Annotated in this window: 18 protein-coding genes; 4 read left to right on the forward strand and 14 right to left on the reverse strand. The window is 46.4% G+C overall.

What is annotated here, in order from left to right:
- Window positions 1–131: 131 nt before the first annotated feature.
- Complete coding sequence (locus BP71_RS07310; RefSeq protein WP_496377913.1) at window positions 132–1,163, forward strand: sensor histidine kinase; 1,032 nt, start codon at window positions 132–134, stop codon at window positions 1,161–1,163.
- Window positions 1,160–1,891, forward strand: coding sequence for a LytR/AlgR family response regulator transcription factor (locus tag BP71_RS07315; protein WP_496377914.1), 732 nt, complete (start codon window positions 1,160–1,162; stop codon window positions 1,889–1,891). Before BP71_RS07310 ends, BP71_RS07315 begins: the two co-directional genes overlap by 4 nt.
- A 602-nt stretch (window positions 1,892–2,493) precedes the next feature.
- On the opposite strand, the gene BP71_RS07320 is transcribed toward BP71_RS07315, so the two are convergent.
- Together BP71_RS07320 and BP71_RS07325 are read right to left on the reverse strand one after the other, a co-directional pair.
- The gene (locus BP71_RS07320; RefSeq protein WP_496377915.1) at window positions 2,494–4,644 is read right to left on the reverse strand and encodes an alpha/beta hydrolase; all 2,151 of its coding nucleotides are present in this window, start codon (window positions 4,642–4,644) and stop codon (window positions 2,494–2,496) included.
- A 24-nt stretch (window positions 4,645–4,668) separates the two neighbouring features.
- The gene (locus BP71_RS07325; RefSeq protein ID WP_496377916.1) at window positions 4,669–4,821 is read right to left on the reverse strand and encodes a RagB/SusD family nutrient uptake outer membrane protein; all 153 of its coding nucleotides are present in this window, start codon (window positions 4,819–4,821) and stop codon (window positions 4,669–4,671) included.
- Between the two features lie 824 nt (window positions 4,822–5,645).
- Here BP71_RS07325 and BP71_RS07330 point away from each other — a divergent pair.
- Entirely contained in the window at window positions 5,646–6,875 is a 1,230-nt protein-coding gene (locus tag BP71_RS07330) for an exo-beta-N-acetylmuramidase NamZ family protein (protein WP_496377917.1), read from the forward strand.
- 664 nt (window positions 6,876–7,539) lie between these two features.
- On the opposite strand, the gene BP71_RS07335 is transcribed toward BP71_RS07330, so the two are convergent.
- Together BP71_RS07335 and BP71_RS07340 are read right to left on the reverse strand one after the other, a co-directional pair.
- Window positions 7,540–8,136 (reverse strand): short chain dehydrogenase, encoded by a 597-nt coding sequence (locus BP71_RS07335; protein ID WP_496377918.1) that lies wholly within the window; start codon window positions 8,134–8,136, stop codon window positions 7,540–7,542.
- 459 nt (window positions 8,137–8,595) lie between these two features.
- On the reverse strand, window positions 8,596–8,829 hold the full coding sequence (locus tag BP71_RS07340) for a hypothetical protein (protein ID WP_496377919.1): 234 nt from the start codon (window positions 8,827–8,829) through the stop codon (window positions 8,596–8,598).
- A gap of 262 nt (window positions 8,830–9,091) precedes the next feature.
- Between BP71_RS07340 and BP71_RS07345 the strand changes: the two genes are divergently transcribed.
- On the forward strand, window positions 9,092–9,847 hold the full coding sequence (locus tag BP71_RS07345) for a helix-turn-helix domain-containing protein (protein ID WP_496377920.1): 756 nt from the start codon (window positions 9,092–9,094) through the stop codon (window positions 9,845–9,847).
- Between the two features lie 283 nt (window positions 9,848–10,130).
- Here BP71_RS07345 and BP71_RS07350 read toward each other — a convergent pair whose 3' ends face one another.
- The 10 genes from BP71_RS07350 to BP71_RS07395 form a co-directional block, all read right to left on the reverse strand.
- Window positions 10,131–10,661 carry a hypothetical protein gene (locus BP71_RS07350; RefSeq protein ID WP_496377921.1) on the reverse strand — a complete coding sequence of 177 codons (531 nt, stop codon included), beginning with the start codon at window positions 10,659–10,661 and terminating at the stop codon, window positions 10,131–10,133.
- Window positions 10,662–10,684: 23 nt separating this feature from the next.
- Window positions 10,685–12,112 carry an FHA domain-containing protein gene (locus BP71_RS07355; protein WP_496377922.1) on the reverse strand — a complete coding sequence of 476 codons (1,428 nt, stop codon included), beginning with the start codon at window positions 12,110–12,112 and terminating at the stop codon, window positions 10,685–10,687.
- A gap of 42 nt (window positions 12,113–12,154) precedes the next feature.
- Window positions 12,155–13,429, reverse strand: coding sequence for a protein phosphatase 2C domain-containing protein (locus BP71_RS07360; RefSeq protein ID WP_496377923.1), 1,275 nt, complete (start codon window positions 13,427–13,429; stop codon window positions 12,155–12,157).
- A 7-nt stretch (window positions 13,430–13,436) separates the two neighbouring features.
- Window positions 13,437–14,339, reverse strand: coding sequence for a serine/threonine protein kinase (locus tag BP71_RS07365; RefSeq protein WP_496377924.1), 903 nt, complete (start codon window positions 14,337–14,339; stop codon window positions 13,437–13,439).
- The gene (locus BP71_RS07370) at window positions 14,336–16,585 is read right to left on the reverse strand and encodes a protein kinase domain-containing protein (protein WP_496377925.1); all 2,250 of its coding nucleotides are present in this window, start codon (window positions 16,583–16,585) and stop codon (window positions 14,336–14,338) included. The genes BP71_RS07365 and BP71_RS07370 overlap by 4 nt, the downstream gene beginning before the upstream one ends.
- Window positions 16,586–16,622: 37 nt before the next feature.
- Window positions 16,623–17,204: an FHA domain-containing protein gene (locus BP71_RS07375; protein ID WP_496377926.1), complete on the reverse strand. Its 582-nt coding sequence runs from the start codon at window positions 17,202–17,204 to the stop codon at window positions 16,623–16,625.
- A 138-nt stretch (window positions 17,205–17,342) separates the two neighbouring features.
- On the reverse strand, window positions 17,343–17,837 hold the full coding sequence (locus BP71_RS07380) for a hypothetical protein (RefSeq protein ID WP_496377927.1): 495 nt from the start codon (window positions 17,835–17,837) through the stop codon (window positions 17,343–17,345).
- 63 nt (window positions 17,838–17,900) lie between these two features.
- The gene (locus BP71_RS07385; RefSeq protein WP_496377928.1) at window positions 17,901–18,695 is read right to left on the reverse strand and encodes a hypothetical protein; all 795 of its coding nucleotides are present in this window, start codon (window positions 18,693–18,695) and stop codon (window positions 17,901–17,903) included.
- A gap of 66 nt (window positions 18,696–18,761) precedes the next feature.
- A complete protein-coding gene (locus tag BP71_RS07390) occupies window positions 18,762–20,930 on the reverse strand; it encodes a M48 family metalloprotease (protein ID WP_496377929.1) in 2,169 nt (722 codons plus the stop codon).
- A gap of 425 nt (window positions 20,931–21,355) precedes the next feature.
- Window positions 21,356–24,115, reverse strand: a complete 2,760-nt coding sequence (locus BP71_RS07395; protein ID WP_496377930.1) for a CHAT domain-containing protein — start codon at window positions 24,113–24,115, stop codon at window positions 21,356–21,358.
- Between the last annotated feature and the right edge of the window lie 6 nt (window positions 24,116–24,121).

Below are 24,121 nucleotides of genomic sequence, written 5' to 3' on the forward strand. Positions count from 1 at the left end.
ACCCCAACCTGTGTTCGGGCAATAGAAATCAGGGAGCTGTGTTGGTATAATAAAGCAAGCGGTTTGTATAATTCCGCATTTTCGCAGGATTCCGAGCGTTATCTTGGAGTCGCAAAAGTGGAGACTATAAGATGGAACCAGCCAATGGACTTTCAGCCCGCGATGAATATATGGAGCTTCTGATTGCGCCAAGGTACCGGCTATACAGGCACCTGATACTGGTATTTATGCTCGGTGCTTTTGTGTTGAGCATGGAGCCGAGCGACAACGATACCTCCGAGGATCTGTTAAAGCTACGCTTCTTCATTTTTTTCATGTCCCTTCTTTATGCAAACATGTATTTGCTGGTACCGCATTTTCTTTTTAAGAATAAACATGTCCAGTTTGTAACGGCTATCGCGTTGTTTATCGTCTTGGCATATCCCCTGGTATTTTTCAACTATAAAGCAAATGGCTTTTCGACCACGCCGTATTGGGGAGTGGCAAAATATGTATTCATTTCCCTGGTATGGGTTGCAGCCTGCACTGCAATCAAACTATTTCAACGTTGGTTGATAGATTCTCAACGTATCAGCGAACTGGAGCACCTGACGAAATCTGCCGAATTGGAGCAGTTAAAAAATCAGATTAATCCTCATTTCCTGTTCAATATGCTCAATAATGTGAATGTACTCACTCAAAAAGATCCGGAAAAAGCGTCGCAGGTACTCGAAAAACTCAGCGACTTTTTGAGATATCAGTTATATGACAGCGCTAGGCCTAAGGTGTTGTTAACGTCTGAGATACGCTTTATTCAGGGCCTTCTCACTATGGAGAAAATAAGACGGGACAACTTTGAGTTTACCATTTCAAATGAAGGAGTGCTTGCCGGTATCCAAGTCGCTCCCCTGCTGTTTATGACCTTCATCGAGAATGCGGTGAAACACAGCCTCGATGCCGACAATGGATCCTGGGTTCATGTCTATTTTGGCATCCACGAGGGTGAATTAGACTTCAAATGCATCAACTCAAAACCTCAATTGATGGCGGTACTCCAAGGTCCGGGAGGACTTGGGCTGGCGAACGTTAAGCGTAGGCTTGCCTTGCTTTACCCGGACAGGCACAGTATAAAAGCGGAGGATTCCGCAGAAACCTATTCGCTAAGTTTAACCATAAAGTTATGAGATGTATCATCGTTGATGATGAACCACTAGCAAGGGAGGGAATTGCGTCCCTGGTAAGTAAAACATCAGGAGTAGAACTGGTCGGAAGCTTTAACAGTGCTAATGCCGCTGCCAGGTATCTGTCCGACGAGGCGGTTGACCTATTGTTTCTGGACATTCAAATGCCGGGAATGAACGGTATCGATTTCGCTAAATCCGTACCCCAGTTGACATTGGTGATTTTCACCACGGCGTACGCGGATTATGCTTTGGATAGCTATGAAGTTGAAGCGGTAGATTATCTGATCAAGCCGATCAAAATCGACCGTTTTCAAAAGGCTGTTTATAAAGCATCGAACTATCTGGATCTATTAAAATCGAGCTCCACGTCGACCAACCGCATACAACAGATAACAGACGACTATTTCTTTGTAAAAGCCGAAAGACGCATTTTCAAGATACAGTTTAATGATATCCTTTTCATAGAAGGGTTAAAGGACTACGTAGTCATTCAGACCGTATCGCAAAAAGTAATCACTGCGATGAATATCAAAACCATTTATGACCAGCTGCCCCAAAATACATTTGCGCGCGTAAGCAAGTCATACATTATCAACATGAGCCAGGTAACATCCTTTGATAACAACACCGTTTTTATCGACAAGTACGAGATCCCGATTGGCGATGCCTATCGGACCCAGTTTTTTGACGGCTTTGTAACAGGGAAATTATTGAGCAGAAACAAGTAAACAGCAGCCTCTGCTTCCGCTATCAGCCAACGGCATTGCAATATCATTAAGTCTTTCATTTCGCGAAATGGGCCAAAAACGAAGCAGCAAGCATATTACGAATCCCGACGAGAAAGAATTTAACGAGGATGATCAAAAAGTATCTGACAGGACACTTGAATTGATGGTATACATGTTCGAACTAAACCCATGGCTTGAAATTAGTTATCTAATCCAGACGCAAGGCCGAAAACCTCAACCCGGATCTAATCGCAGTTAGGAAAGGGAGCGAGATGGATACACGGCCTGGTAACGGATATGCTGCGGATCGAATTCCCCATGGCCCAGAAAACGTTGGAAGTCCTGCGCGCGGACGGAACCAACTTAAGGCATTGCGACTCCGCTCAGCGAAACCGTCGTGACATCCGGCAAGGATTTCTGAGAAATCAATCTCCTTAATCAGAAATCGGACATTTATGTACTTACTATCAACAGAAAAAGCTTCAAGGTGATCAAGCAATAATTGAAGGAATATTTGCTGGCCTGCTTCAAGATGGGTTTAAAGTAAATCTTGAAGCAGGCCAGCAAATTTCATAAACAGGATAAACAGCGCACGTTTCGCTCTATTTTATCCATGAAGCTAGATTTTCTAAAAACGCATCCTCATGTATTCCGCTCCTGATACTTACCCCACCGGGTTGCGACCGGCCTAGCGCTTGGCTGTAAATGGCATCGGCCTGTTTTTGATCAACCGGTTTTCCACTTGCTGTGACAGGATTAATCAGAAGCAACCCATTGGAAGAGAGCATTTGCACCAGATCGGGCAGATCATATTCGGCCAATGCGCCGGGTACGACGGAAAGCGCGAACATGGGTTTGTAGAGCCTTTCCTCCACGATGGACTGATAGGACATCAGCGGCTGGACCAAAACCAGCTTATCGAACGGGTTACCGATAGCCGCCGCGTGGAGCAGATCGGAAGTGAGTGTACCCACTGCCACGCCGGACAGCGTCGTTCCGGGCGTGTCCGATTTTTTGATAAAATCGGACAGAATCATAATTTCCTCAACACGGGTGGCGACCAGACTTTTGCGTGTCAATATACCAAAGAACCATAGATTTAGCGGAATATCCTCGATCACCGAGTCGCCGCCCTGGATAAAGCCGCCCCCCAGTTCGCCGACGCCGCTCAAATCGGCAACGACTACCTCGTATCCCCTGCTCACCAGTTGATCAGCCAGCTTGTCTTTCCGGGCCGCCTGCGCCTTGCCCAGCTCATCGAGCAACAGGACCGTCCCGCCGGTGCGCTTTGCCGGTTTCAGCCACAGAACCGGAAGGTGATAATCGCCGCTCCCCTTTACCAGATACTTCTCGATGGCATAACCGGGCCGGTGCAGTCTGCCCGAAAAAACCACGTCAGTTTTACCCGCCGGTTTTGTATAGCCTGACAATGCGATTACTTTCTTTCGAAGATCACTGAGAAAGTTGGCTGCCGGCCGGACATTCTTTCTCCTTTCGGCGAGCTTTCGTGTATATTTTTCATTCAGGGAAAACATGCTTTCGCCCTTCAAAGCCGCTATGGCCCGCCCCCCAGGTGTGGCGTGAAGTTCCTCGTCGGTAAACATCTGCACTTTCAAATCGACAGGACTGCCGGGGTTATCGAGGTATTTCTGGAAAAATGCGTACGAAGCCTCCCTGTTTTTGAGCGTGGATGCATGACCGGCATCGTCTTCGGTCATCTGAATCTGCTCCGGTTTTCCGAATGCCTTGTACGCTTTTTGAGCCTCCTGATAACTGTCCCTGGCGCCTTGAATAGCGAATATATCCCTGGTGGTAGCGACGATCAATGCCGGTTTGGGCGCACGCACTTCCAGAAAATCGGCCATATCGATCCCTTCTGCCAGTCCGTACATCAGGTTTTGCTCTGCATCCTGTGGTCCGTTCGAGCGGATCAGCTTATCAAAGGTGGTGATGTAACACTCGGGCGCGACCACGGCGATACGATCATCCATCGCTGCGATGTAGGCGGCCTGCGTGCCTCCGCCCGACCGGCCCGCGATCCCTATGCGGGCAGGGTCCACTTCTTTCCGGGTAAGCAGGTAGTCCACCGACCGGATTCCGTCCCAAATAAAGTAATTAGCCGGCGACAACCCGGCGACAAACGACTGTACCCCTGCGTAAGAATGTTCGACCGTTGCACCTTTCTTTAATTCATCCGGCTGGTATTGAATGCGTTCCCCCTGCCCGATCGGGTCAAATGCAAATACAATAAATCCCTTTTTGACATAATTCAGGATCAGGTGCTGATAGGCTTCGCTCCGGAAACCGTTCTCGCTGTGCCCGCTGCAAAAAATGATCGCCGGTGCTTTTGCCTGCCGTTTATCCGGCACAAACATAGCGGCCGTTACGTGGTAACCCGGACGGGATTCGAAGTACAACTTTTCGACCGTGAAGTCTTCCTTTTTCAATGTGCCCGAAATCACCGGGTTCAAGGGCGTTTTTTCGGGAAAAGGTCCGACGGCCTTTGCCAGCTTCGCGCGGACCTCTGCCTGCCGCTGTTGCCATTGTTGCCTGGTAGCGAGTCCTGCGATAGCTTTCCCCCGTTTGTTCAACTGCGAAAAGGCCCTGTCACTAAGCGCATTGTAAAACAGTTGACCGGTTGTGTTTTGATTATATTTCCAATAACCATAGACCGAAAGATCTTCCTGCGCAAAAAGGCTGTTTGATATCCCTAAAAAACAGCACGTAAAAGCGATCCATGCATAGTATTTCATTGTGTTCAGATTTAGGCCGGAAACTTAATAGCCGGGATTTTGTTCGAGTTTTCCGTTACGCTCGATCTCGGATTGCGGAATAGGAACCAGGTAGTTGCGTTCGTTAAAAGACCTTGGCTGAAAAACTTCTACTTTATAGGTTTTCTTTCCTGTTGCTGCGTTGCGGATTATGACCATTTTCTTCGCGTCCTCATTATCCCTCGCCTCCGCGATTTCCCATCGGCGCCCGTCGAAAAGCGGAGCTCTTACGGAACCACTCCGAAATCGTCGCTCAAATCGAAGACATCGGTAATCAGCAGTACACCGGAGATTTCGGACTGGGGGACCACCAGTTTCCAAGGCAGATTAACCGAACAACGATTCTAATCAAACTGATAATTTTCAATAAATCAGATACTTAACCTGGGCAATTTAACCCGAAACAATATGACTGCAATTTCCGAATTCAGGTGGTCAGAGGTTCCGGATTCTCCAATGTAAATTAACGAATTCCTTCGGGGCTGGCTGCGGGTTAAATCCATCAATGCACCGTGTAGCCGGAAGTGCCCGGACTCCCGTTGAAAGTCTTCGATTCCTTCTATCACTCGTCCAAAAAACACAAGCCAATTGACAGAGAGACATTCATCCCGGAAAACAACCTGGGATCAACTTGCGCCCCGTCCCCATAGTTTCGACCAGCTCATCCATCGGAAACCAGATATCTGGCATTGTAAGCTTCCCTGCATTAGCTCGCACCAGAGAAGTTAAATCTCACATAAGACTGAGGGTGAGCACAATAGTGGCAAGCCCCCTTATTGACTCTACCGTGCGTCGAAAAAAATATTCATTGATTTTTGTTCTGTCTGCGCGACATGCATTCAAGATTGGTGACAGATAATAACATAAAACCTTCTCCCTACTAGTACATTTCTATTACCTAAATTGGCTAATTTGCCATTTGTCACTTAGGAACTTCCCGGCTGGCCACGAATGGCAATAACCCAATCATAACCCTTACAAAAATGACGAAGCTTATTTCTATACTTTTTTTGGCGATTCTGTCTGTCGGTATCATTGAATGTATCGGACAAACTGCATCATCAAACCAGCATATATCCGGCAAGCAGGAAATTATCACAGGTGCAGACCAGACTGAAAAATATTTACCTCTTCTAAAAGGGAAACGAATTGGCCTGGTGGCAAATCAGAGTTCCATCATTGGCAAAAAGAGCAGTGTGGATAGCTTGCTCAGCCTTGGAATCAAGATTGTTAAAGTATTCGGACCTGAACATGGTTTCCGGGGCAACGCCAGTAATGGAGCCGCCGTACACAATGAGACAGACGCCAAAACCGGCATTCCAATCATCTCTTTATATGGCAAAAACCAGAAACCAACGAAAGAACAACTGGCGGATATCGACCTTCTTGTATTTGACATTCAGGATGTGGGCTGCCGCTATTACACCAATATCAATACCCTTGAGTATGTAATGGATGCCTGTGCGGAAAATGACAAAGAACTGCTCATTCTTGACAGGCCCAATCCAAACGGATATGTAGTAGACGGACCGGTAATGACGGATGATCGATTTAAATCTGCCATTGGGATCCATTATACGCCTATGACACACGGCATGACGATGGGGGAATTTGCTCAATACCTTAACAGTGAAGGATATCTGCAAAAACAATGCAAAATACAGATCATCAAGGTCGCTAATTATGATCATGATATGACGTATGTATTACCGATCAATCCCTCGCCTAATTTGAATACCCGGCAAGCCATTATGCTTTTCCCCAGCTTATGTATGTTTGAAGGGACGGCCATCAATGAAGGCAGGGGAACCTATATGCCATTTACCATTCTGGGGGCGCCTGCATTGAAAGGCAAGTATCCATTTTCTTACAAACCGGTCGGTATTCCCGGAATGAGTGAGCGCCCCAATCACAAAGACTCTGTTTGCTACGGGCTCGATCTTCGGGAATACGATATTGCCACTCTTCGCAAGAGCCGCCAGATCAATATTGAGTGGCTCATCGAGTTGTACAATGCATATCCGGATAAAGCTAATTTCTTTACCCCCGGACGGGCTAATCAGGATATATCCGCCTTTGACCTGCGAATAGGAACTGATCAATTGAGAAAACAGATTATAGCGGGCCTATCGGAAGCAGACATCAGAAAAAGCTGGGAGCCCGGATTGCAGCAGTTTAAGGCGATCAGAAAGAAATATCTCCTATATCCCTGAGATGGCTTTTCACTAAGCAGCCCCAAGCGGTACGTCTACAAATCACCCAATCGACACAATTTTCACAGATTATTCTTATTTAATGGAGAATTAAGTCAAAAATATACCCACAGTACCCAAACCTACACTAAGCTCATAATCAACACCTTAACCAAATCGATTTTTTTAATATGAGATATATCAACATTCGTTCGAGCCAATAGAAAACTTAACAGACGATCTAGAATCACCTTAAAACCAAACGGTTTAAATACAAAAAGAGCGACCAATTTGTGAAAACTGATCGCTCTTTTTTTGCGTTGTGCAAACCCTACGAGACAAAAGTCGAACCTTTTGCCGGGAGATTTAAGGAAGCTGGCCGCGCTGTTTGAAAGAGGATAATGTCTACTAAGGAGTCGAGTAGATTCCTTAGATTGTTCATTTCGTGCGTTTTGTATTCTCCGTCGGTTTAGGACACTTCCAACACCGTATTCTAGGTCTCATATGCGTTTAATCTAAACTCTAAACAAAGCTGGTTCACTTTAAATTTAAAGTCGACAATCGATTAGCCAACGGCAGAGTACTGATTTTTAGTTTTGCGAAAGAGGATAAAAAGAGCCGCATATGCAGAACAGACATTACAGATCGACAATGCCCTTTTGATGGTAAATAGTTAAAATTAAATTTATCCAGGAGTTATAACCTGACCTGTTCTAGCTCCGAATATGCTTTTTCGGAAACCGTATTCAAGTTCCCTCATGGTAACCGGCACTTCTCCCGGGAAATATGGAAAATACTGGGGAGAATCTTCGATTACAGTAGGGCTTATGGCGTTGATCCTGATGCCGTTTCCCAGTTCGATCGCTGCCGCTCGTACGAACGCTTCGATCGCCCCATTGGCTGTTGCGGCATTCGCAAAGTTTCGTTGTGGGTCAGTTGTCAAAGCACCGGCGATCAAAGTAAATGACCCCCTCGGATTAATATAATGCTGCCCGACGAGCACCAAGTTGATCTGACCCATCAGTTTTCCTTCCAAGCCTTTTCGGAATTCCCGGTCTGTCAAGTTCTTCCAAGGGCCAACATACGAAGGACCGGCGGTAGAGATCAGTGCATCAAAGCTGCCTACCTGCTTGAATAAATTCTCTATTGATTCGAGTGAAGTAATATCGGCTTGAATATCACCGCCGCTGGAACCAACCCTTATAATTTCATGGTCTTTTTCAAATGCATCCGCAAGGTACTTGCCCATGGTGCCTGTGGCACCCACTACTACGATTTTCATTTTTTGTCTACTGATTTAAAATATGTGTTCTATGTAAGAAGATGGGGTGCACTGGTATGAGGTAACCCATTCAATGGGGAGGTGGCGCCGAATTGGTGCGAATTCGGTTATAGAAATAGGAAAATGCGAAGCCCCAGCCGGTTTAAGAAGATCAAGACACGCCTTGCTACCGAAATTCCAATCATTGCTATAATGAACAGGCTCATGGGAAGGCGCTTTTTGTACAAAATTCTTCCATGATCAGCCTTTTGCCAACCATTATCCCTGCGGTCGTCCCGGTGGAGAATGCGTTAGCGATTGTGAATACGGCGTTTGCTGGTTGCATGGTTTGCCATTATCGATGATCAGCACCTGCTTTGACGCACGCCCCATATTGCCATGGCTGCTGCCAGTCCCGCATAACTTCCCCCTATTACTATTACGTCAAAATATTGCGTTTTCATCGCTATTTGGAAGGTTTCAGATTTTGTTAATACTTTCACGCTTAGATGATAGCAGCTCGACAACAAGGTTTACTACCGGAAGCCCGACAAAAACAATCCAGGGGACGAGTGAAACTGTAAGCACCAGGGTTCTCTGATATAGTGGCAACACTGACAAGGGCTCTCCAAAAAAATAAAGGAACAGGGTAATGGAAGGGTAAATCACAACCCAAATTTTTATCGAGGCTGTTATTTTAGCTTTGGTTTTCATAGCTTAATTTGTTTTCTCCGAATGATGCAAAGGTAATTCGTGTTGAAGGTCAGGAAATAGGATAAAAATTGAGTTGTATAGCAGAATTGTCGATTATGATTAACTATTGTAGGTTAATCCGAACAGATCGTCAACCACAATGGGCCCCAGACCGATGAAATCAATCCCTGTAAGACATATAGCACAAACGCACCAGATTCAACATGATCATGGCCGGTTCAGTATTAGGGAGCTTAGTGCAGTTCTCAAAGGAGAAGACCTGATGCATGATCTACACAGGCACGACTTTTATTTCATTCTGGCAATAGAGCAAGGCCAGGGCGTCCATGAAATCGATTTTATCGAATATGAGGTTCATGAAAATGCGGTATTCATCCTGCGACCCGGCCAAGTCCATCACTTACGGCTAGCAGCCAACAGCCGGGGATATTTGCTGGAATTCGATAATTCATTTTACAAAGCCCACAGCCCGGGCACAGAGGCGCAGTGGAAAAGGGCAACTTCTCAGAATTACCGACAGGTTGACCAAATCCGTTTCAAAAAACTGATTAGCTACCTTTCCAGCAGTTTCTGTGAATATACATTAAGAGAAGACGGATACCTGCCGGCCATAAGAGCCAGCATAGAACTGTTCATGATTGAATTTGCCAGACAAAGCCCAACTCCCGCAAAAAGCGCGTCTGGCATTCCCACGTACACACAGGAGCGTTACGAAGAGCTGATGAGGCTGCTCGAATCAAACATCACCCAGATCAAAAGCGTCGCAGAATATGCCAAGATGGCAAATCTGTCGGTCTATCAATTAAATGCCATCACCAAGGCATCTGTCGGTAAGACGACCGCAGACCTGATCAATGAACAGATTATTCTGGAAGCCAAAAGGCTTCTGCTGGCAACATCGAATCAGATCAAGGATATTGCCTGGCATTTGGGTTATGAAGATACCTCCTACTTCATCCGCTTTTTCAGGAAGCACACCGGTTATTCACCGGAAGCCTTTCGGAAGCAACTGAGCTAATAATTTACGGGGACATCCCGATTCCGGCTATCCGTAATAAATTCGGCAACCTGCTTATGAACGATCCCAACTAAACCTCTTAAAACAAACACACAGGTTCAATAAGATTGTCGTTAGAATTTACATACTAACGACAGTTTTATTGAAGGAAAATATTACAGGGACATCATGCACAAAATCCAGCACCGATCATCGTTGGAGTAAGCGAACCAGTGACTTGCGACTGATACACACGGCCCTTAGCACGTCGGCGCCATATTCGTTTCGACTTCAAAAAGTCAATTTACACACTTATTACCTTGTGCACGGTTACAACATAATGTGAGTTGTTAATTTCATTAACTCCGGAAAATAATATGTACTCAATATTTTTCTTTCTTAGGACAGAGTAGAAGTTGATAAAACCACCCCCTGGTGCTGACGAAAACTCCCCTAAACCAAGCTTATGTTTCAGATCTTCATATTTATCCGGGACGTTCCCAACCGAAAATTGGGTGTCTATAATGGCCATAAAGTCAACAATTAGTTGATCTATCGGCGAGGGAAAAGCTATAATACGGACAAAAAATATAATCGGCCAGAGCATGAGGTACGGGAGGAGTTTATCCGGAATTTTAAGCGATGCGGTAGGTGCTTGGCTTGCAATTAGGTGACAATATGCAGGAAAGCCTTGTCCGAGACCCATTAGAAAGGGCCCCACCAGTCGACTTACACTTTTTCCGATTAACCCGATACCATCTTCATCAGTACAAAATTTCTGTGCAAAAGCAGTATCAACTACATGCAGTGTAAGCAATGATAAGGATAACTTCATTTTCACAGACCTTTGCTTTTAAATCAGTCATCTAACAATTTTCTGATGTGGGTTGCAATAATTCCAAAATTATATCCCTGCGCTTTTTCAATACCAGCGTAGTTGACCGCGATAAGCTCGCCATTCTGATTAAAAACCGGGGAACCGCTGGCCCCATGAAATGAGGGAGCATTATATTGTATTTCATACCGGTCCGAAATTTTGCTGACCTTGCCATGATCTAGCGATGCTTTTACTTTATTTTCCGAATTTTTAGTTGCAAGGTCAAAACCAAACGGGTAGCCAAATACGATAACTTCGTCATCCTCCGAAATATCTTCCATTTTGGAAATAATATCCCTCACCGGCGAGCATCCCGCAGCTATTTTTTTTGATTCAAGCTGAATTAGCGCCAGGTCGACCTCTTTCTCATTCGCCAGCTTAATTAGTCTGCAAGGGAGCATGTTCTTAAAAAAATCGGTTCTTTCAATCGTTGAGCCGTTTGGAAATATGCCTACCCGCACTGGCAAACCAACGACTTTTGAGTTCAAAGAATATTGGCCCACCGACGACCTGGCTATATTAATCGCCTTTTCCATTGCCTCCTTATCGTCGGAAGCTTCACTTTCCCAGGGAGCGGCCACGTGTTTATTGGTGATGATATCCCCTTCGTCACTGACATAAAAGCCGGAGCCCGTAATTTCAAATGGGCGTATGTCTTCCTTGTTAAGCGAAATGGAATTACCTGCGCCAATGAAATATAGCGTATCTCCGTTGTCGATATACGCCAGGTAATAGGAGTTGTAAATTAACCCGATACTGTTCTCGTATTTTTTCGAAATGGGTTCTCTGGTAATTTTCTTCCCGAATTCGGCTAAAACATCTTTATAAAAGATTCCCAGGGCGATCAGCACAACTACGACCGGCGATATAAACAAAAGGGGCCGTAGAGGTATTGTTTTAGGTATTTTCTTCCAGTCCAGGTCCTGAACCTGAGCAAAATTCATTCTGTCGCCACGTTGCACCGGGAAATCGGTCGATTTTGGAATCCTATGCCCGTTTACAAAAACGCCGTTGGTACTCTGATCATTGACGAAAATACGTCCACGCTTGTCGATCTTAATGGTAGCATGGTACCGACTGATATTCTGATTAGGAATCTGAATGGTGTTGTCCGTATTCTTGCCGACGGTGATCCTGTATTTTATGCCCGGATAGTCGTTCTGAATTTGCGGCACAAGATTCCAGTCCAGTCTAACTACGTTCGCAAACAGCACCGTATCACCGCGACGGAGAGCGACGACGCTCTTATGGACACGCCGTCCATTGACCCACGTTCCGTTCATGCTCATGTCGAAGAGGAACATTGCCCCGTTCGCTTCTATTTTCAATTCGGCGTGAGAGCTGCTGATATGGGAATTGCTCAGCACGATTTTATTGCTGGAATTGCTTCCGATAGTGATGATATTCATGATAGCGGATGGTTATAAGATTGAAGTTGACAGGTCGGCGGCTTAGTGCTCCTTCGGGACCTTAATGAGCTTCAAGACCTGGCCTTCTTTCAGTTTTGACCACGAGATATGCCTATTGCACTGTTCAAACTCCCGGAGGAGAGCATCATCCACACCCAGTTCTGTTGCTATTTTTCGCATCGTATCATTCGCTTTGACAGTGTACTCCTGAATGATATTGTATTGCAGAGAGTCTTTTGCTGGTGTGCCCGTCTCCCCTACTTCGGCCAGTTTATCGACGCTGTTTCCCCTGAGAGCCTGACCTCGATTTGTGCGAGAATTCGCCGGCGTTCCCTCTGCTGGTCTTTCCTGCGTTGGCAGGGTTTTTCGGCTGTCCAGCCTTAACCTGACCTCTTGCAGCTCATTTGACAATTTTTCCACCCGGGCCGGGAGGTCTTTTTCCATGGTTAGAGGCTTCGATGGCAGTCCTCCCAAAAAGATAACGTAGGATAAGGCAATGGTGAGGAGCGCCACCCAGACGCTCAAAACGTTTATGACAATTCTGGTCTTCATGTCTATACGAACTTTTAGTTTTGAATTAATTAATGGCTGCAAAAAAGACACAGTGAGATTGTCATGTCCTCCACCCAGCCGGTTACCGGCGAGATCGATTTGCTCAATCACATTTTGCGAGAGCTTCTTAACGTCCCGAGTGCTGGTCAGCATGCCTAGAAGCTCTTCTTCCGGCAAAGCGCCGCACACACCATCCGTACACAGCATGAACAGGTCCCCCTCCCAGAACGGGATGTTGTCATTGATCTCGACATCGACGTCCGCCGCTATGCCCAGAGCACGCTGAATGACATTCGATTCTTCTGATAAGCGAGCCTGCTCCTCCGTCAGAATACCCCGCTTGACAAGCTCGAACACCTTGGAATGGTCGTCCGTCCGGAATACCTTTTCGCCCTCCCGGAGCTGGTACGCGCGACTATCGCCTACATGAGCGACGACGGCCTTGTCGGCATTAATAATGATCGCAATCGCCGTGGTACCCATTCCCCGCAGTTCCGGACGATGGTGACCGCGACGATAAATTTCCTGGCTGGCTTTACTGATCGCACTTCTCAATGCAGACGCCGGGTCGGCATTGCGGGTATTATTCAACTCGTGCAGGATAATGTCGACGGCCATCGCGGACGCAACTTTGCCACCAGCGGCACCGCCCATTCCGTCGCACACCACGGAGGCGAATCCAAACCGGGTTTGCATACTTCCTGCGCTGTCCTGATTCTCCGTTCGTCCTCCGATGACGGATTTGGACGCATAGTTATATTTCATAAATCTCCTAGCTAAACATTCCTTTTAACTTGTCCCACCACCCTGCTTTGTAGTTTTTCGTCTGCAACAGTGCCTCCTTGAATTCCAGGGCGGTCTGATAGCGGTCACTTTGCTTTTTTGCAGTAGCTTTTTTCAGCACATTGTAAATCCCGGGCGGAATGGCATCCGATGGCGGGATATTGTATTTCACTTGCATTTCCATAATCGAATACTCGTTGGATCCGTTGAATGGGGGTTTACCGGTAATCAATTCATAGAATGCGATCCCCGCAGCATAGATATCCGTCGTGGCATTGATGTTGTTACTCTCACCCCTGATCTGTTCCGGCGGGGAATACTGTGGCGTGCCTATGACGATGCCTACGGAAGTCTGGCGTTTGCCGCCCGTCACCTTTGCCACACCCAGGTCCATCACGATCGCCTTGCCGTTTTGCACCATGATGTTATCCGGCTTGATATCCCGGTGAATAATCGGCGGCGTCTGGGAATGCAGGTAGTGAAGCGCATCCAGTACCTGACAAAACAAATCCGTGCTGGGTATCATGAGCGGTTCGCTCGCATCTCTCCTTAGCCGCCCGGGCCAGAGATATTCCGCAATGCAGACACCCTTTATCAATTGGCTGACAATGTGATATTTGCCATTAGCCAGGACAAAGTCGTAGCTCGCAATGATATGGGGGTGACTTAAACTCGTCTGAATGAGTGCTTCTGTCTCGAACCTTTCGACAAACTGTTTTTCGGCAGCAAGCTGGCCAAACAGCACTTTAATGGCGACCGGCGTGCCATCCGATTTCATTCCTGCATAAACCTTGCCCATTCCACCCTCGCCCAGGGGCCGGTTGGGCGGAAACGGATTGAAAACGTACAATCCTCTCCGGCCCCTTAGATAGATTTCCTGTGAGCCTGTCATTCCCCAAGGCTGTTCATGTGTCGGATATTCCCGGCAGCCGAAGCATTCCCTTTGGCGACTGCGAGGCCGAAATATTTACGGGCGCTGGCGTACAATCCATCATCATGAGCTTTAACCCCCTTCTGATTATAATAGACGCCGAGCACCTCAGGCACCGATGTGTTGCCATGCTTTTCGGCCAGGTCGCAGAACTTCACAAACTGAAACTCATCGCCAACAATCCCGAAACCTCCAACTTCATAAAGCGCGGCGATATTCAAATAATTTTTCCCGGCCGACGTACTGTCGTTTTTGATCGCTTTCAAATAGCATTTCTCTGCTTCCTTGTAACTTTTGGCAACCCCCACTCCATTTTTGTAATCGTAGGCAAGGTTTTCGATGGCAACAATGTTGTCGTTGTCAAAATCAACCGCTTTCCTGGTGTTGGCGAAAGATTTCAGGTCGTCTTTGGCGATAATGTTCCCTGTGAAATACAGGTAGCCCAGCCGGGAGAGTGCAGGAGAGTAATTCTGAGCCGCGGCTTTGTTGATCAGTTTCATTCCTTCCGTTGTACTCTGCCCCACGCCATTGCCCGTAAGATACATGTTGCCCAATGCCAGCTGAGCGGTCGGATGCCCCTTTTGCGCCGAAGATCTATACCAGCGGACCGCCTCGGGAAGATTTACAGGTGTCCCGGACCCATACAGGTACATCTGCGCCAGGTTGGATTGGAGGAACGCATACCCCGTTTTTGCGGATCTCAGCATATATTCCAGTGCCAGCTTCTCGTTTCTCGGCACTCCGTCGCCGTTGGAATACATCATTCCAAGGTTCCCCAACGCTTCCGGATCATTCGCCTCGGCCAGTTTTTTCATGGCTTCGACAGCTTCCAGATAATATTTATCAGACTGGTAAATGTCTTTCTTAACTCCTTTCCCTGTTTGATATGCGTAAGCCATCCGCCAGTACGCCATTCGGAAACCTCGCTCGGCCGCGCTTGTAGAATATTTCCAGCCGGTTTGATAATCCTTGACTGTACCCAGGCCATTATACGTCAACTCTCCGAGGTAATAATCTGCGTCTCCCGAACCCAACTCGCTCGCCTTTTTCAGTTTTTCAAACGCAGACTTATATTTGGCATCATAGAAATCCGCCATGCCCGGCACCAACGAATGAAGCATTGCTATCCTTTGCTGTGTAGAATCTGTCCCATAATAATCATCTGCTTTTTGAAAATAATATTGAGCGCTGTCGTACCGGGCAATGCCCAGGAAATGTGCGGCTTTGGTGGCATTTGCTTTGTAATTCTTCACGTTATGCCAGTACCAAAGGAGGCCGGACAAGCCCAGTACAACTGCCAGCACGGCAGCTCCCGCCATCATTTGCACTGATTTCTCCTTCCACCAGACATTGCTGAGCGCGAGTTCGAAGGCTTGCCGGAATTCCGCCACGGTCTGGTAGCGCTTTGCCTGGTCTTTCGCCGTCGCTATTTTAAGGAACTGATACAGGCTTGGAGACAAATGCTTGCTGCGGGGCAGCGGGTCGTTCACCTGCGCCTGCATGGTGTCAAACTCGTTACCTTTTTCAAACGGGGCATTGCTCGTCAGCATTTCATAGATTGTCACGCCTAATGCATACAGGTCGGTGTTCATTTTGATGTTATCGCTCTCGCCCCGGATCTGTTCGGGCGGGGAATAATTGGGCTTGCCTATGAGCGTTCCGACACCCGTCAGCGATTTGGTCTTTCCTCCCGTGAGCCGGGCGATGCCGAAATCCATCAGTTTCGTGCTTCCGTCCACGCAAATCCGGATGTTCGATGGATCTATATCTCTATGAATGATCCCGCGCTGGTGCAAAGTTTCGAGCCCGTTCAGCACATCGCCGATAATCGCCTTCGCTTCGTTGACAGAATAGACCTTCCCTTGTGCCTTGTTGCCTTCGATGAGCTTATTCAGATCTGTGCCTTCTACATAGGCGCTTACGTCGTGACAAATGCCGTCCTGCTCAATAAAATCAAGCATTTCGATAAGGTTGCTATGCAGAATTCTGATTTCACTGGAACGTCTGACTCGCTCCACGACGCTGATATGTTCGGTAAGGTCCCGGAAGAGGATTTTGACCGCCACCGGCCTGTCGTATCCTGTCTCCTTGCTAACACCCCTTCCTTTGAAAACCACGCCCATTCCTCCCGTACCCAGGTAATCAGTCTTATTCTTTGGATCGAAAAAGTAGGTTGCTTTCGCTCCGCTAAGTTGGATTTGTGCCATTTCAATAATCGGTAATGGGTAGAAGTGAGATTTGGTATCAGGTATTGAAATTCATCGGACGAGTGCCATCCGTGTAAAAATCCCGGGAAGCATAATCGTAATCGAGCATTTCCTTAAACACTTCACTTTTCTGCAGATTTTCAGCATAGCGATCTACCAGCATCAATTTCACGATGTAGTTCCCTATTTTCAGCTTGTCGGCATCCCTGACGACAACGCCATTGTAAGCCAGGATTTTCTTGCCATTCAGGAATGTTCCATTGGCCGAGGCGGTGTCGATCAGAATGATATCGAGCCGGTTTTCTTCCGCATTGACAGTAATGTTCAACGTCGCGTGCTTACCCGAGACCGTCGCTTCATTAAGCCTTATAGAGCAGTCCAGGTCCTTGCCCAGGAAGTTGTTGCCCTCACGCAAAACCCAGTACTCGCCAGACTCTGTCTTGGAAAACGAAACAAGAAACCCGACGACAGGGTTTGAAGCAGTCATCTGACCGTCGGTCTGGCTGTTTTCCTGCCCGGAGATGATCGTGCCGCCTTTTTTGGGTACATCATAATGGTGGTTATTCGGAACCGTGCCTTCATGAGAATACGGATTGTTATTGGGGACTGTTTTGTTCATTGTAAATTGAATTTGAAGGTTTTACATTGATTTTCTTTTCAAAGAGGCAAAGGTTTCCTGATGCCCTAAGGTTGGGCGGGTTGCAGGCAATGCAGTTTTCGAAGGTCGGTAGCCTGGACGCAGGAATAAACCAGGTGCTTATTTCCCGGCAAGCAGATATTTGATTACATTCCCGGGAAACTCTTTCTTTAACAGGTAGCCCGAATACTTTTTGTCGTAGATCAGAAATTTCCACGTCATACCGTCGTCCTTTGAAACAGCGATCAACTTGTCGTCAACAGGCAATGCTTGTACTGCCTCGTCCTCGGCCGCCTCTCTTTCTATGGAATGGTAATTTATCACATACAGCTTGTTCCCGCTAAAACTGGTCCTTTTCAATATCTCGATATTCTTCGTATCCAGTTTAAGATAAAACTTATAACCTGCGGGCATATCATAGCTCAGATCATAGAACTTCTCGAAGTCGATGGCGGAGACATAAGCGATCACGTGGCGATTAAGACTACTGTCTGCCCGCACATTAGCAGTAGTATCGAAAGGTTTGTCCTTGATTTTCTTCGAATGACTCATCGTTTTTTGCGCACAAGACGCCATAGCTGCCACAAACAACAGCACAAAAAAAAATGTTTTCATCAGGATGGGTATTTAACGCTATGGTATATACGTATTTAATTTTGGAACTTGGCAGACCAATTCTTAATTGAAGATCGTTTTGACGCCGCCAACAACGAGATCTTTTGCGGCTTCCTCCTTCATAGCGTCTGTGACCACATTTTTTCCAAACAACCATTCACCAACATTGGCGGCTATGGCCCCAAACACCCCCTCCAACATCTGTTCCGGGCCTTCCGACAAAGCCAGTGCAGCGTTACTATCGATCCACTCCCCTTCTGTAGTCGCAGCGATCAGGCTTGGATTCGCAGGATCAGGAAGGCCGGGAGTCCATTTGACGTTAAGATTGTCTGTTGGATTTGAGAACGTGTATCCCGGGAAAGCTTCAAATCGGTCGACTACATTCGAGGCCTTGATTTTGAATTCGTTATAAGCCCTCCCTGCGTCCCATACAGTGTTAACGGCATTTCCATAGGCATCAAATTCAAGTTTATACCCTATCTGCGGCCGCCATTCTCCTTCTGTTGCAGACGAATATGCCTTCATATCCGGATGTCTGAGGTTCTCTGTCCAGGTGGTGGACAAATCTCCGTTGTCGGTATTCGCGAACCGATATCCCGCCTTTGGAATCCATTTCCCTTCCGCTTCCGCAGAATTGACATTGTAATCCGGATGATCCTGCCCGGACTGCCAGTGCGCGTCAGTATCGTCCCAAAATACTCTTGCCTCATGGGTCATGTCCTCCGTCCAGACATACCCCAGCTTGGGCGATGCCTTAAAAATCCCGGCAATCTCCTTTTGATCTGAGAAAAAAACGTGCAGATGCCAGATAATGGCTACAAATACGATAATTCCGAAGATGTCTTTAAGTGTTTTCATTGTCTTTATGATTTATAAATTTGATATCTTAATTTGAAATGTGGTTTAATCCTAAAACTGGATTATCTATTTTGAGTCACCCTTTTTTAAAGATTCCAGATGGTGATATACTTCACTGATAGCCTCGTTGGAAGGCGCGATATAATTCGTGATGCTGCCATCCTGGATTGCTGATTTTATACTATTTAAAACTTCAACATCGCAGACTTGATACCTTGCAGCCACAGAAATCACAAAATCATTGTATGCCTTTTCCATTTCGTGGTGTATTGCAAACGAGCGGTTTTTGGAACTTGGCGAAACATTGCCAGCTTTAAAAGCATTGACGAATGTCGTAATTTCAACACTATGGCTATCATATAAACCGCTCAACAGCGATTTCAATCCAGCAACTTCGCATTTTCTCTTACCTGTAAAATCCTCTACTTTCAGGCATGTATTAATTTTAAAGCCGTTGTAATTCAGAATGGTTTGGTCCTTCGAGCTCATCTTCAATTTTATTCTTTCATATGCGGAATTAAATGCTTTATCAAGATTATATCGCTTTGCATACTCTCGGATTTGTTGTTCGAATAGCTTTCGCTCAGCCGCTCTCATTTCGTCGTCTGCCTTCTCCAATATCTTTGCCAGTTCGGCTTTCCCAACAAAGGATTTTCTTATAAGCTCGGGATCTGAGTAGTAAAGATTTACATAACCATTCAGTAATTCAAAACGCTTTGCATCAGACGGATGCGTTTCCAATTGACCATCGGGACGTATTGCCTCATCAATCAGTACACCAGATTTCGTAGTCAACTGATTCCTGAAAAAGTATACACCGATGTCCGACGCGCTGGGCAGCTTCCTATATCGATCGAAAATTTTTGAGAAACTATTGACCTGCGAACCAGAAATAGATCGCTTCTCTTCACTTGCAGTATTCTCAAATTTCCCGGCAAACAGTTTGCGCCAAAACTTCATTGCTTCTCTTGGGTCATATCCGGATTTTGTAAGCAGATACAGACCAACACGATCGCTCTGCGCCTCGTTGTCCACGGAGTATTTCGAATAAATGCTTATCTCTTTGGCTTTTTCGTAAATCTTGAATGCGTCAGAGAGTGAGTCAATGTTCAGTTTAAAGGTTCTTTTTGTAGCATTTGGAATTTTCATTTTAGGAACTTTAACCCAATCCGCAGATATTTTTGCTAGATCTTTGGCAGCATCTATTATTCCTTCGTTAGACTTTCTTTTGTTTGCAACACCTACGTTGTTTTTAGACTCATTTGCGCTATGTTCATATATTGCATGGGTTATTTCGTGGCCAATAATGGCCGCTAACTGCGCTTCATTTTCAACCTCCTTTAGAAGACCTGTATTCACCAACACCAATCCATCTGGTTGAGCAAAGGCATTTACTTCCGGGTCGACGAACGTAACAAACATAAATTTGATCTTATCTTTTATAAAAGCAGGAACCATCTTCGCGCCAAGGTTTTGAACATAGTTTTGTAAAGTGATGCTATTGGCAATTGGATTCCCGTTATACATCGTCCCAAGAAACCGTTGCCTTTGTGCCGGATCCATCCATTTGTCGTAATTAAAATTGTGGAAAGAGGAATCATTGCTAACGGATTTCATTTCCTGATCCAGTTTGGTTTCAAGATCAGGCGATACTTTTACTTCGGATGCCAGTGTGAAGCCTTTTGGGTCGTAAACCCCTTCCACAGTCGCGTAATCTCCTAATTTGAGTTGTTTGAAATTCTCGAAGACTTTGCCTTTGTAAAGGGTCTTTTTGTCACCGGTAATCTTACCTCCGGCTTTCATCTTCACTTTATGTCCGTCGATGATTGCGATATCGTCCGAAATGTCGTCCAGCCTTCCCTTTTCTATTTTTATTTTTTTCGGAATCTCTTTAATGTGGATGCTATTGGCAATCACCAGATTCTGCTTCGGCATTTTATCGCCGATGATTTCGATTTCCATCCCAAACTTTAATGTTTTAAAGTCTGAAATCCCTTTTGCAATAGATTTTGTCTTGGGATCTACGACGAGTACAGTCTCAGTGAATATCCCTACCTTCGATGTAAAATTCACAACAAGCTCCTTCTTGTCGAAGTTAATCTCCTGGATAAACCCATCCTGTTTGAAGTACAACCCAATTTCATCCACCTGAGCGTAGCAACTGTTAACGAAAACCAAGAACAGCGGTAGCACAGAGATCAGGTGGTAATTTTTATAATTTTGGAATAGTAACATGGCTCAAATGAGTTGATTAGTTAAAAAAAGCTTATGATTTGTTCGCCAGGGCCTGAAACTGATATCACTTCTGCTTCAAGCCCAGTTGTACATCGCTTCCGCCAACAAATTTCAATTCTAGTTGCCCTTCGGATCACCCCGCAAACGGGGGTTTTTTCGACAATTTTTGTTTGACTCATTTGCATGGTTATTTGTTTTGCCCCTTTATCGAAGGGCATAAACAGAATCTCATCGCGGGGAAGAAAAAATGAAGGAAATTTTCAGCACAGGCTATTTATTGGGCAACAGTCTATTGCCCGCTCAAATCAAGTGGTTGATTATAAAGCGATTTACCTTTTTACAGACAATAAAAATCTATTGCCCCCGAGAAGGAGCGAAAAGAATAAAAATGGACAGGCTTTCGCTTGGATCAGCGAGTTCGCAGGTTATTCAATGAGTACGAAAGGTGCCCATAGCTTAGGCTGAATGTGCTTCTTTTGAATGGCTCTTTGTGCCTCCCTAAAAGCCTCACGGACTTCCATACCCGCGGCCATTTTTGTGTAAAAGGCAGTCATTAATTGTTTGGTCACCGAATCGTCGACGGGCCACAGGCTTAGGAGGAGTTTTTCAGCACCCGCCATCCTGAATGCCCGTGGCAAGCCAAACACTCCTTCCGAGCCACGAACATCCCCAAGGGCTGTTTCACAAGCACTTAACACGACTAGTCGCGTCCGACGCAGGTCCTGGAATTGCACTTCGTATGCAGTCAACAAGCCATCCTCGCTGCCTGCCGGAATTGCTTTGAATTGCCAAAGATCATTAGCCCCTGAAAGAGCCAGGCCTGTCCGCATATACGCCTCATCCTGGGACTTATCTTCTTGCTTTGCGTCGGGCCGGATATACAGCCCATGCGTCGCCAGGTGCAGTATGTCCGGGGAGTTTCCCGAAAATTGCCGGAATCGCTTTTCCGAAGCTTCCTTGTCCATGAAAAGCTCCGATTTGCGCAGTATCCGATGAATTTCAACCACTTCTTTCGAAGTGGCTTCAAGAGGCGCGAAAGGTCTGACATGCTCTTTCGCTATTGCGGTTTGCAGATAGGTTAGCGGTGCGCCTTGTTTTGCGGGAGCATTTTCCCCGCGAGCCAGCCCGTAATCAACCCCTCCGAACAAAGCGACTGACATGCGCGGTTCCAAACGGAATGGGGAAATGCCGGGAACCAGTTGTTTCGTGCTAAAAAGCTGATAAAGTTCATACTTCCCTTCCAGATATTGCCCGCCAATAGGGGTTTCAGACGTTGTCCCTGGGAGCGGCAATGCAGCAAAAGCCACACGGCTCAACAATCCCTGAGCGGAGTAGTAAACCCGTGTTGCCCCGTCCAGCAATTTATCGATGGGCCTCCAAACCAATCGATACAGCGAATCACCATAGGCAATTCTTGCAAATCCTCTGTCCCGTTCCTTCGCATAGAGATCCGGCTGTGCCAGCAACTCATTAATTTGCGCTTCGTTGCCCAGCGATACAAAACGCGGTGACGTGTAATCCGCCCGGATGACCATGGCCGCATAAAGCATATCTTCCGGTTTTTCCGAATACTCTCCGCCGGCCGAAGCCATGACGGAGAACGATCTGAACCGGACAAAACTCACCACCGCCTGGTCCGTCGCAAGACTCTGTCTTATCTGGTTCCACACGATCTCATTGTCCGTTTGATTCGTTTTAGGTGCTTTTGCCAGTAACTCTAACAGGTCGTCTTTTATTTCCTCCGCTCTGGTCCTGGCGGAGTCTCTACTGGCAACGGGCAGGTTAGCAATGCGCTGTCTCTGGCCCAGCCACGATTCGTAGAGCCCGGTTACGGCTTTATTATTTTGTGCCCTGATAAAATCCCGTTCGCGGCGCGTTTCATCGAACAACAAACCGTTCAGGTACAGCTCGGCGTCGTAACTGAGACGAGACAGGGCTGTATCCGGGTTTTGTCTCTTTTTCTGGATAAAATCAGTAAACGACAGGGTCATTTGCATTCCCATATCCAGTCCTGAATAAGCCTCTTTGTCATCTTCCGTCCCGCCCATGTTGAAAGCGAGGCGGTGTAAGTTCTTTATCAGGTTATGATTTTCTCTGACCTGTGTCGCAACTTTGTCGTATTGCCCCAATTGCATATACACAAACATCAATTCCTTTCGGCAACTGGCTGCCAATGGAGTGTTAAGTGCATTCAAATCTTTCAAAATGGAAATGGCACGCTCCAAGTGTTTCTGGGCTTTTCCAAGATTGATTTTGACCGTGCGATAAAAATTCCCCGCCACACGGTGACAAGTAACAGCAGAAGGGCTCGCTTCTCCGTTTTGCACGATGCAATCCCTAAACGATTTCTCCAATTCGGCTTCGGTCATATTTTTCTTTGGTGGCGGCATTTCCGCCACCATTGCCAGATAAGGATTCTTGATAACCAATGGCTCTTCTGGCTCTTCGCTGGCTCTTCCTGAGGCCACCCCCGAAGGCTTTTTATTGTTGCTCTTATTTTCAGCTTTCTTGGGAGCATCATTCTCTTCCTCCTCCTCCTCTTCGTCGCGCTGTATCTTTTCCATTAAAGCCAATGATTTTGTCCGTGCCACTCTTACGCGCATGGGATCTCGTGCTTTCTCGAAAAGCTGCGCCGCTGTTCCGTAAAGCCGAACCGCCGTGAAAACGCCGTATTCCTCTGTTCCCTTTACGAGCTCATCCCCAATGGCCATATAACGGTCACCTAGTTTAGCCGCACTTTCCGGAGATTTTATTTTTGCCTGCTGCTTTTCTGCTTTGGTAAATTTCTCAAAAGAAATGCCTTCATATTCTTCATCGTTGGTTCTGAGATATGCATAGCCCAGGTTGACCAAATTGTTTACGACAATCAGATCCGGCGGATATTTGTCCAGAATCTTTTCCGCTTTGCCGGCATACTCTATTGCTTTCAGATATTTCTTTTGACGAAGCTCCAGGTCACCCTTCTTCGCCAGGTAATTCCCGTAGATCCGCTGCTGCTCCGGTACTTTGGGATTAAGCGTGGCAAGCGCTTTGTCAACCAACTCGCTGGCCTGTTCATACTTCCTTTTGGTTATGGCATCCTGAATCTGCGCTTCGATTTGTTTCAAATCCTGTGCGCCCACGCGGGATAGCATTATGAATACCAAAAGTTGCGTCAACGCAATGGTTTGTATCAGTCGATTCATGTTCGG

This window comes from Dyadobacter ginsengisoli DSM 21015 (genome assembly GCF_059568735.1).

Coding starts and splice junctions, on each gene's coding strand:
- BP71_RS07310 (WP_496377913.1), top strand. CDS start 132: ATGGAACCAGCCAATGGACTTTCAGCCCGCGATGAATATATGGAGCTT.
- BP71_RS07315 (WP_496377914.1), top strand. CDS start 1,160: ATGAGATGTATCATCGTTGATGATGAACCACTAGCAAGGGAGGGAATT.
- BP71_RS07320 (WP_496377915.1), bottom strand. CDS start 4,644: ATGAAATACTATGCATGGATCGCTTTTACGTGCTGTTTTTTAGGGATA.
- BP71_RS07325 (WP_496377916.1), bottom strand. CDS start 4,821: ATGGTCATAATCCGCAACGCAGCAACAGGAAAGAAAACCTATAAAGTA.
- BP71_RS07330 (WP_496377917.1), top strand. CDS start 5,646: ATGACGAAGCTTATTTCTATACTTTTTTTGGCGATTCTGTCTGTCGGT.
- BP71_RS07335 (WP_496377918.1), bottom strand. CDS start 8,136: ATGAAAATCGTAGTAGTGGGTGCCACAGGCACCATGGGCAAGTACCTT.
- BP71_RS07340 (WP_496377919.1), bottom strand. CDS start 8,829: ATGAAAACCAAAGCTAAAATAACAGCCTCGATAAAAATTTGGGTTGTG.
- BP71_RS07345 (WP_496377920.1), top strand. CDS start 9,092: ATGCATGATCTACACAGGCACGACTTTTATTTCATTCTGGCAATAGAG.
- BP71_RS07350 (WP_496377921.1), bottom strand. CDS start 10,661: ATGAAGTTATCCTTATCATTGCTTACACTGCATGTAGTTGATACTGCT.
- BP71_RS07355 (WP_496377922.1), bottom strand. CDS start 12,112: ATGAATATCATCACTATCGGAAGCAATTCCAGCAATAAAATCGTGCTG.
- BP71_RS07360 (WP_496377923.1), bottom strand. CDS start 13,429: ATGAAATATAACTATGCGTCCAAATCCGTCATCGGAGGACGAACGGAG.
- BP71_RS07365 (WP_496377924.1), bottom strand. CDS start 14,339: ATGACAGGCTCACAGGAAATCTATCTAAGGGGCCGGAGAGGATTGTAC.
- BP71_RS07370 (WP_496377925.1), bottom strand. CDS start 16,585: ATGGCACAAATCCAACTTAGCGGAGCGAAAGCAACCTACTTTTTCGAT.
- BP71_RS07375 (WP_496377926.1), bottom strand. CDS start 17,204: ATGAACAAAACAGTCCCCAATAACAATCCGTATTCTCATGAAGGCACG.
- BP71_RS07380 (WP_496377927.1), bottom strand. CDS start 17,837: ATGAAAACATTTTTTTTTGTGCTGTTGTTTGTGGCAGCTATGGCGTCT.
- BP71_RS07385 (WP_496377928.1), bottom strand. CDS start 18,695: ATGAAAACACTTAAAGACATCTTCGGAATTATCGTATTTGTAGCCATT.
- BP71_RS07390 (WP_496377929.1), bottom strand. CDS start 20,930: ATGTTACTATTCCAAAATTATAAAAATTACCACCTGATCTCTGTGCTA.
- BP71_RS07395 (WP_496377930.1), bottom strand. CDS start 24,115: ATGAATCGACTGATACAAACCATTGCGTTGACGCAACTTTTGGTATTC.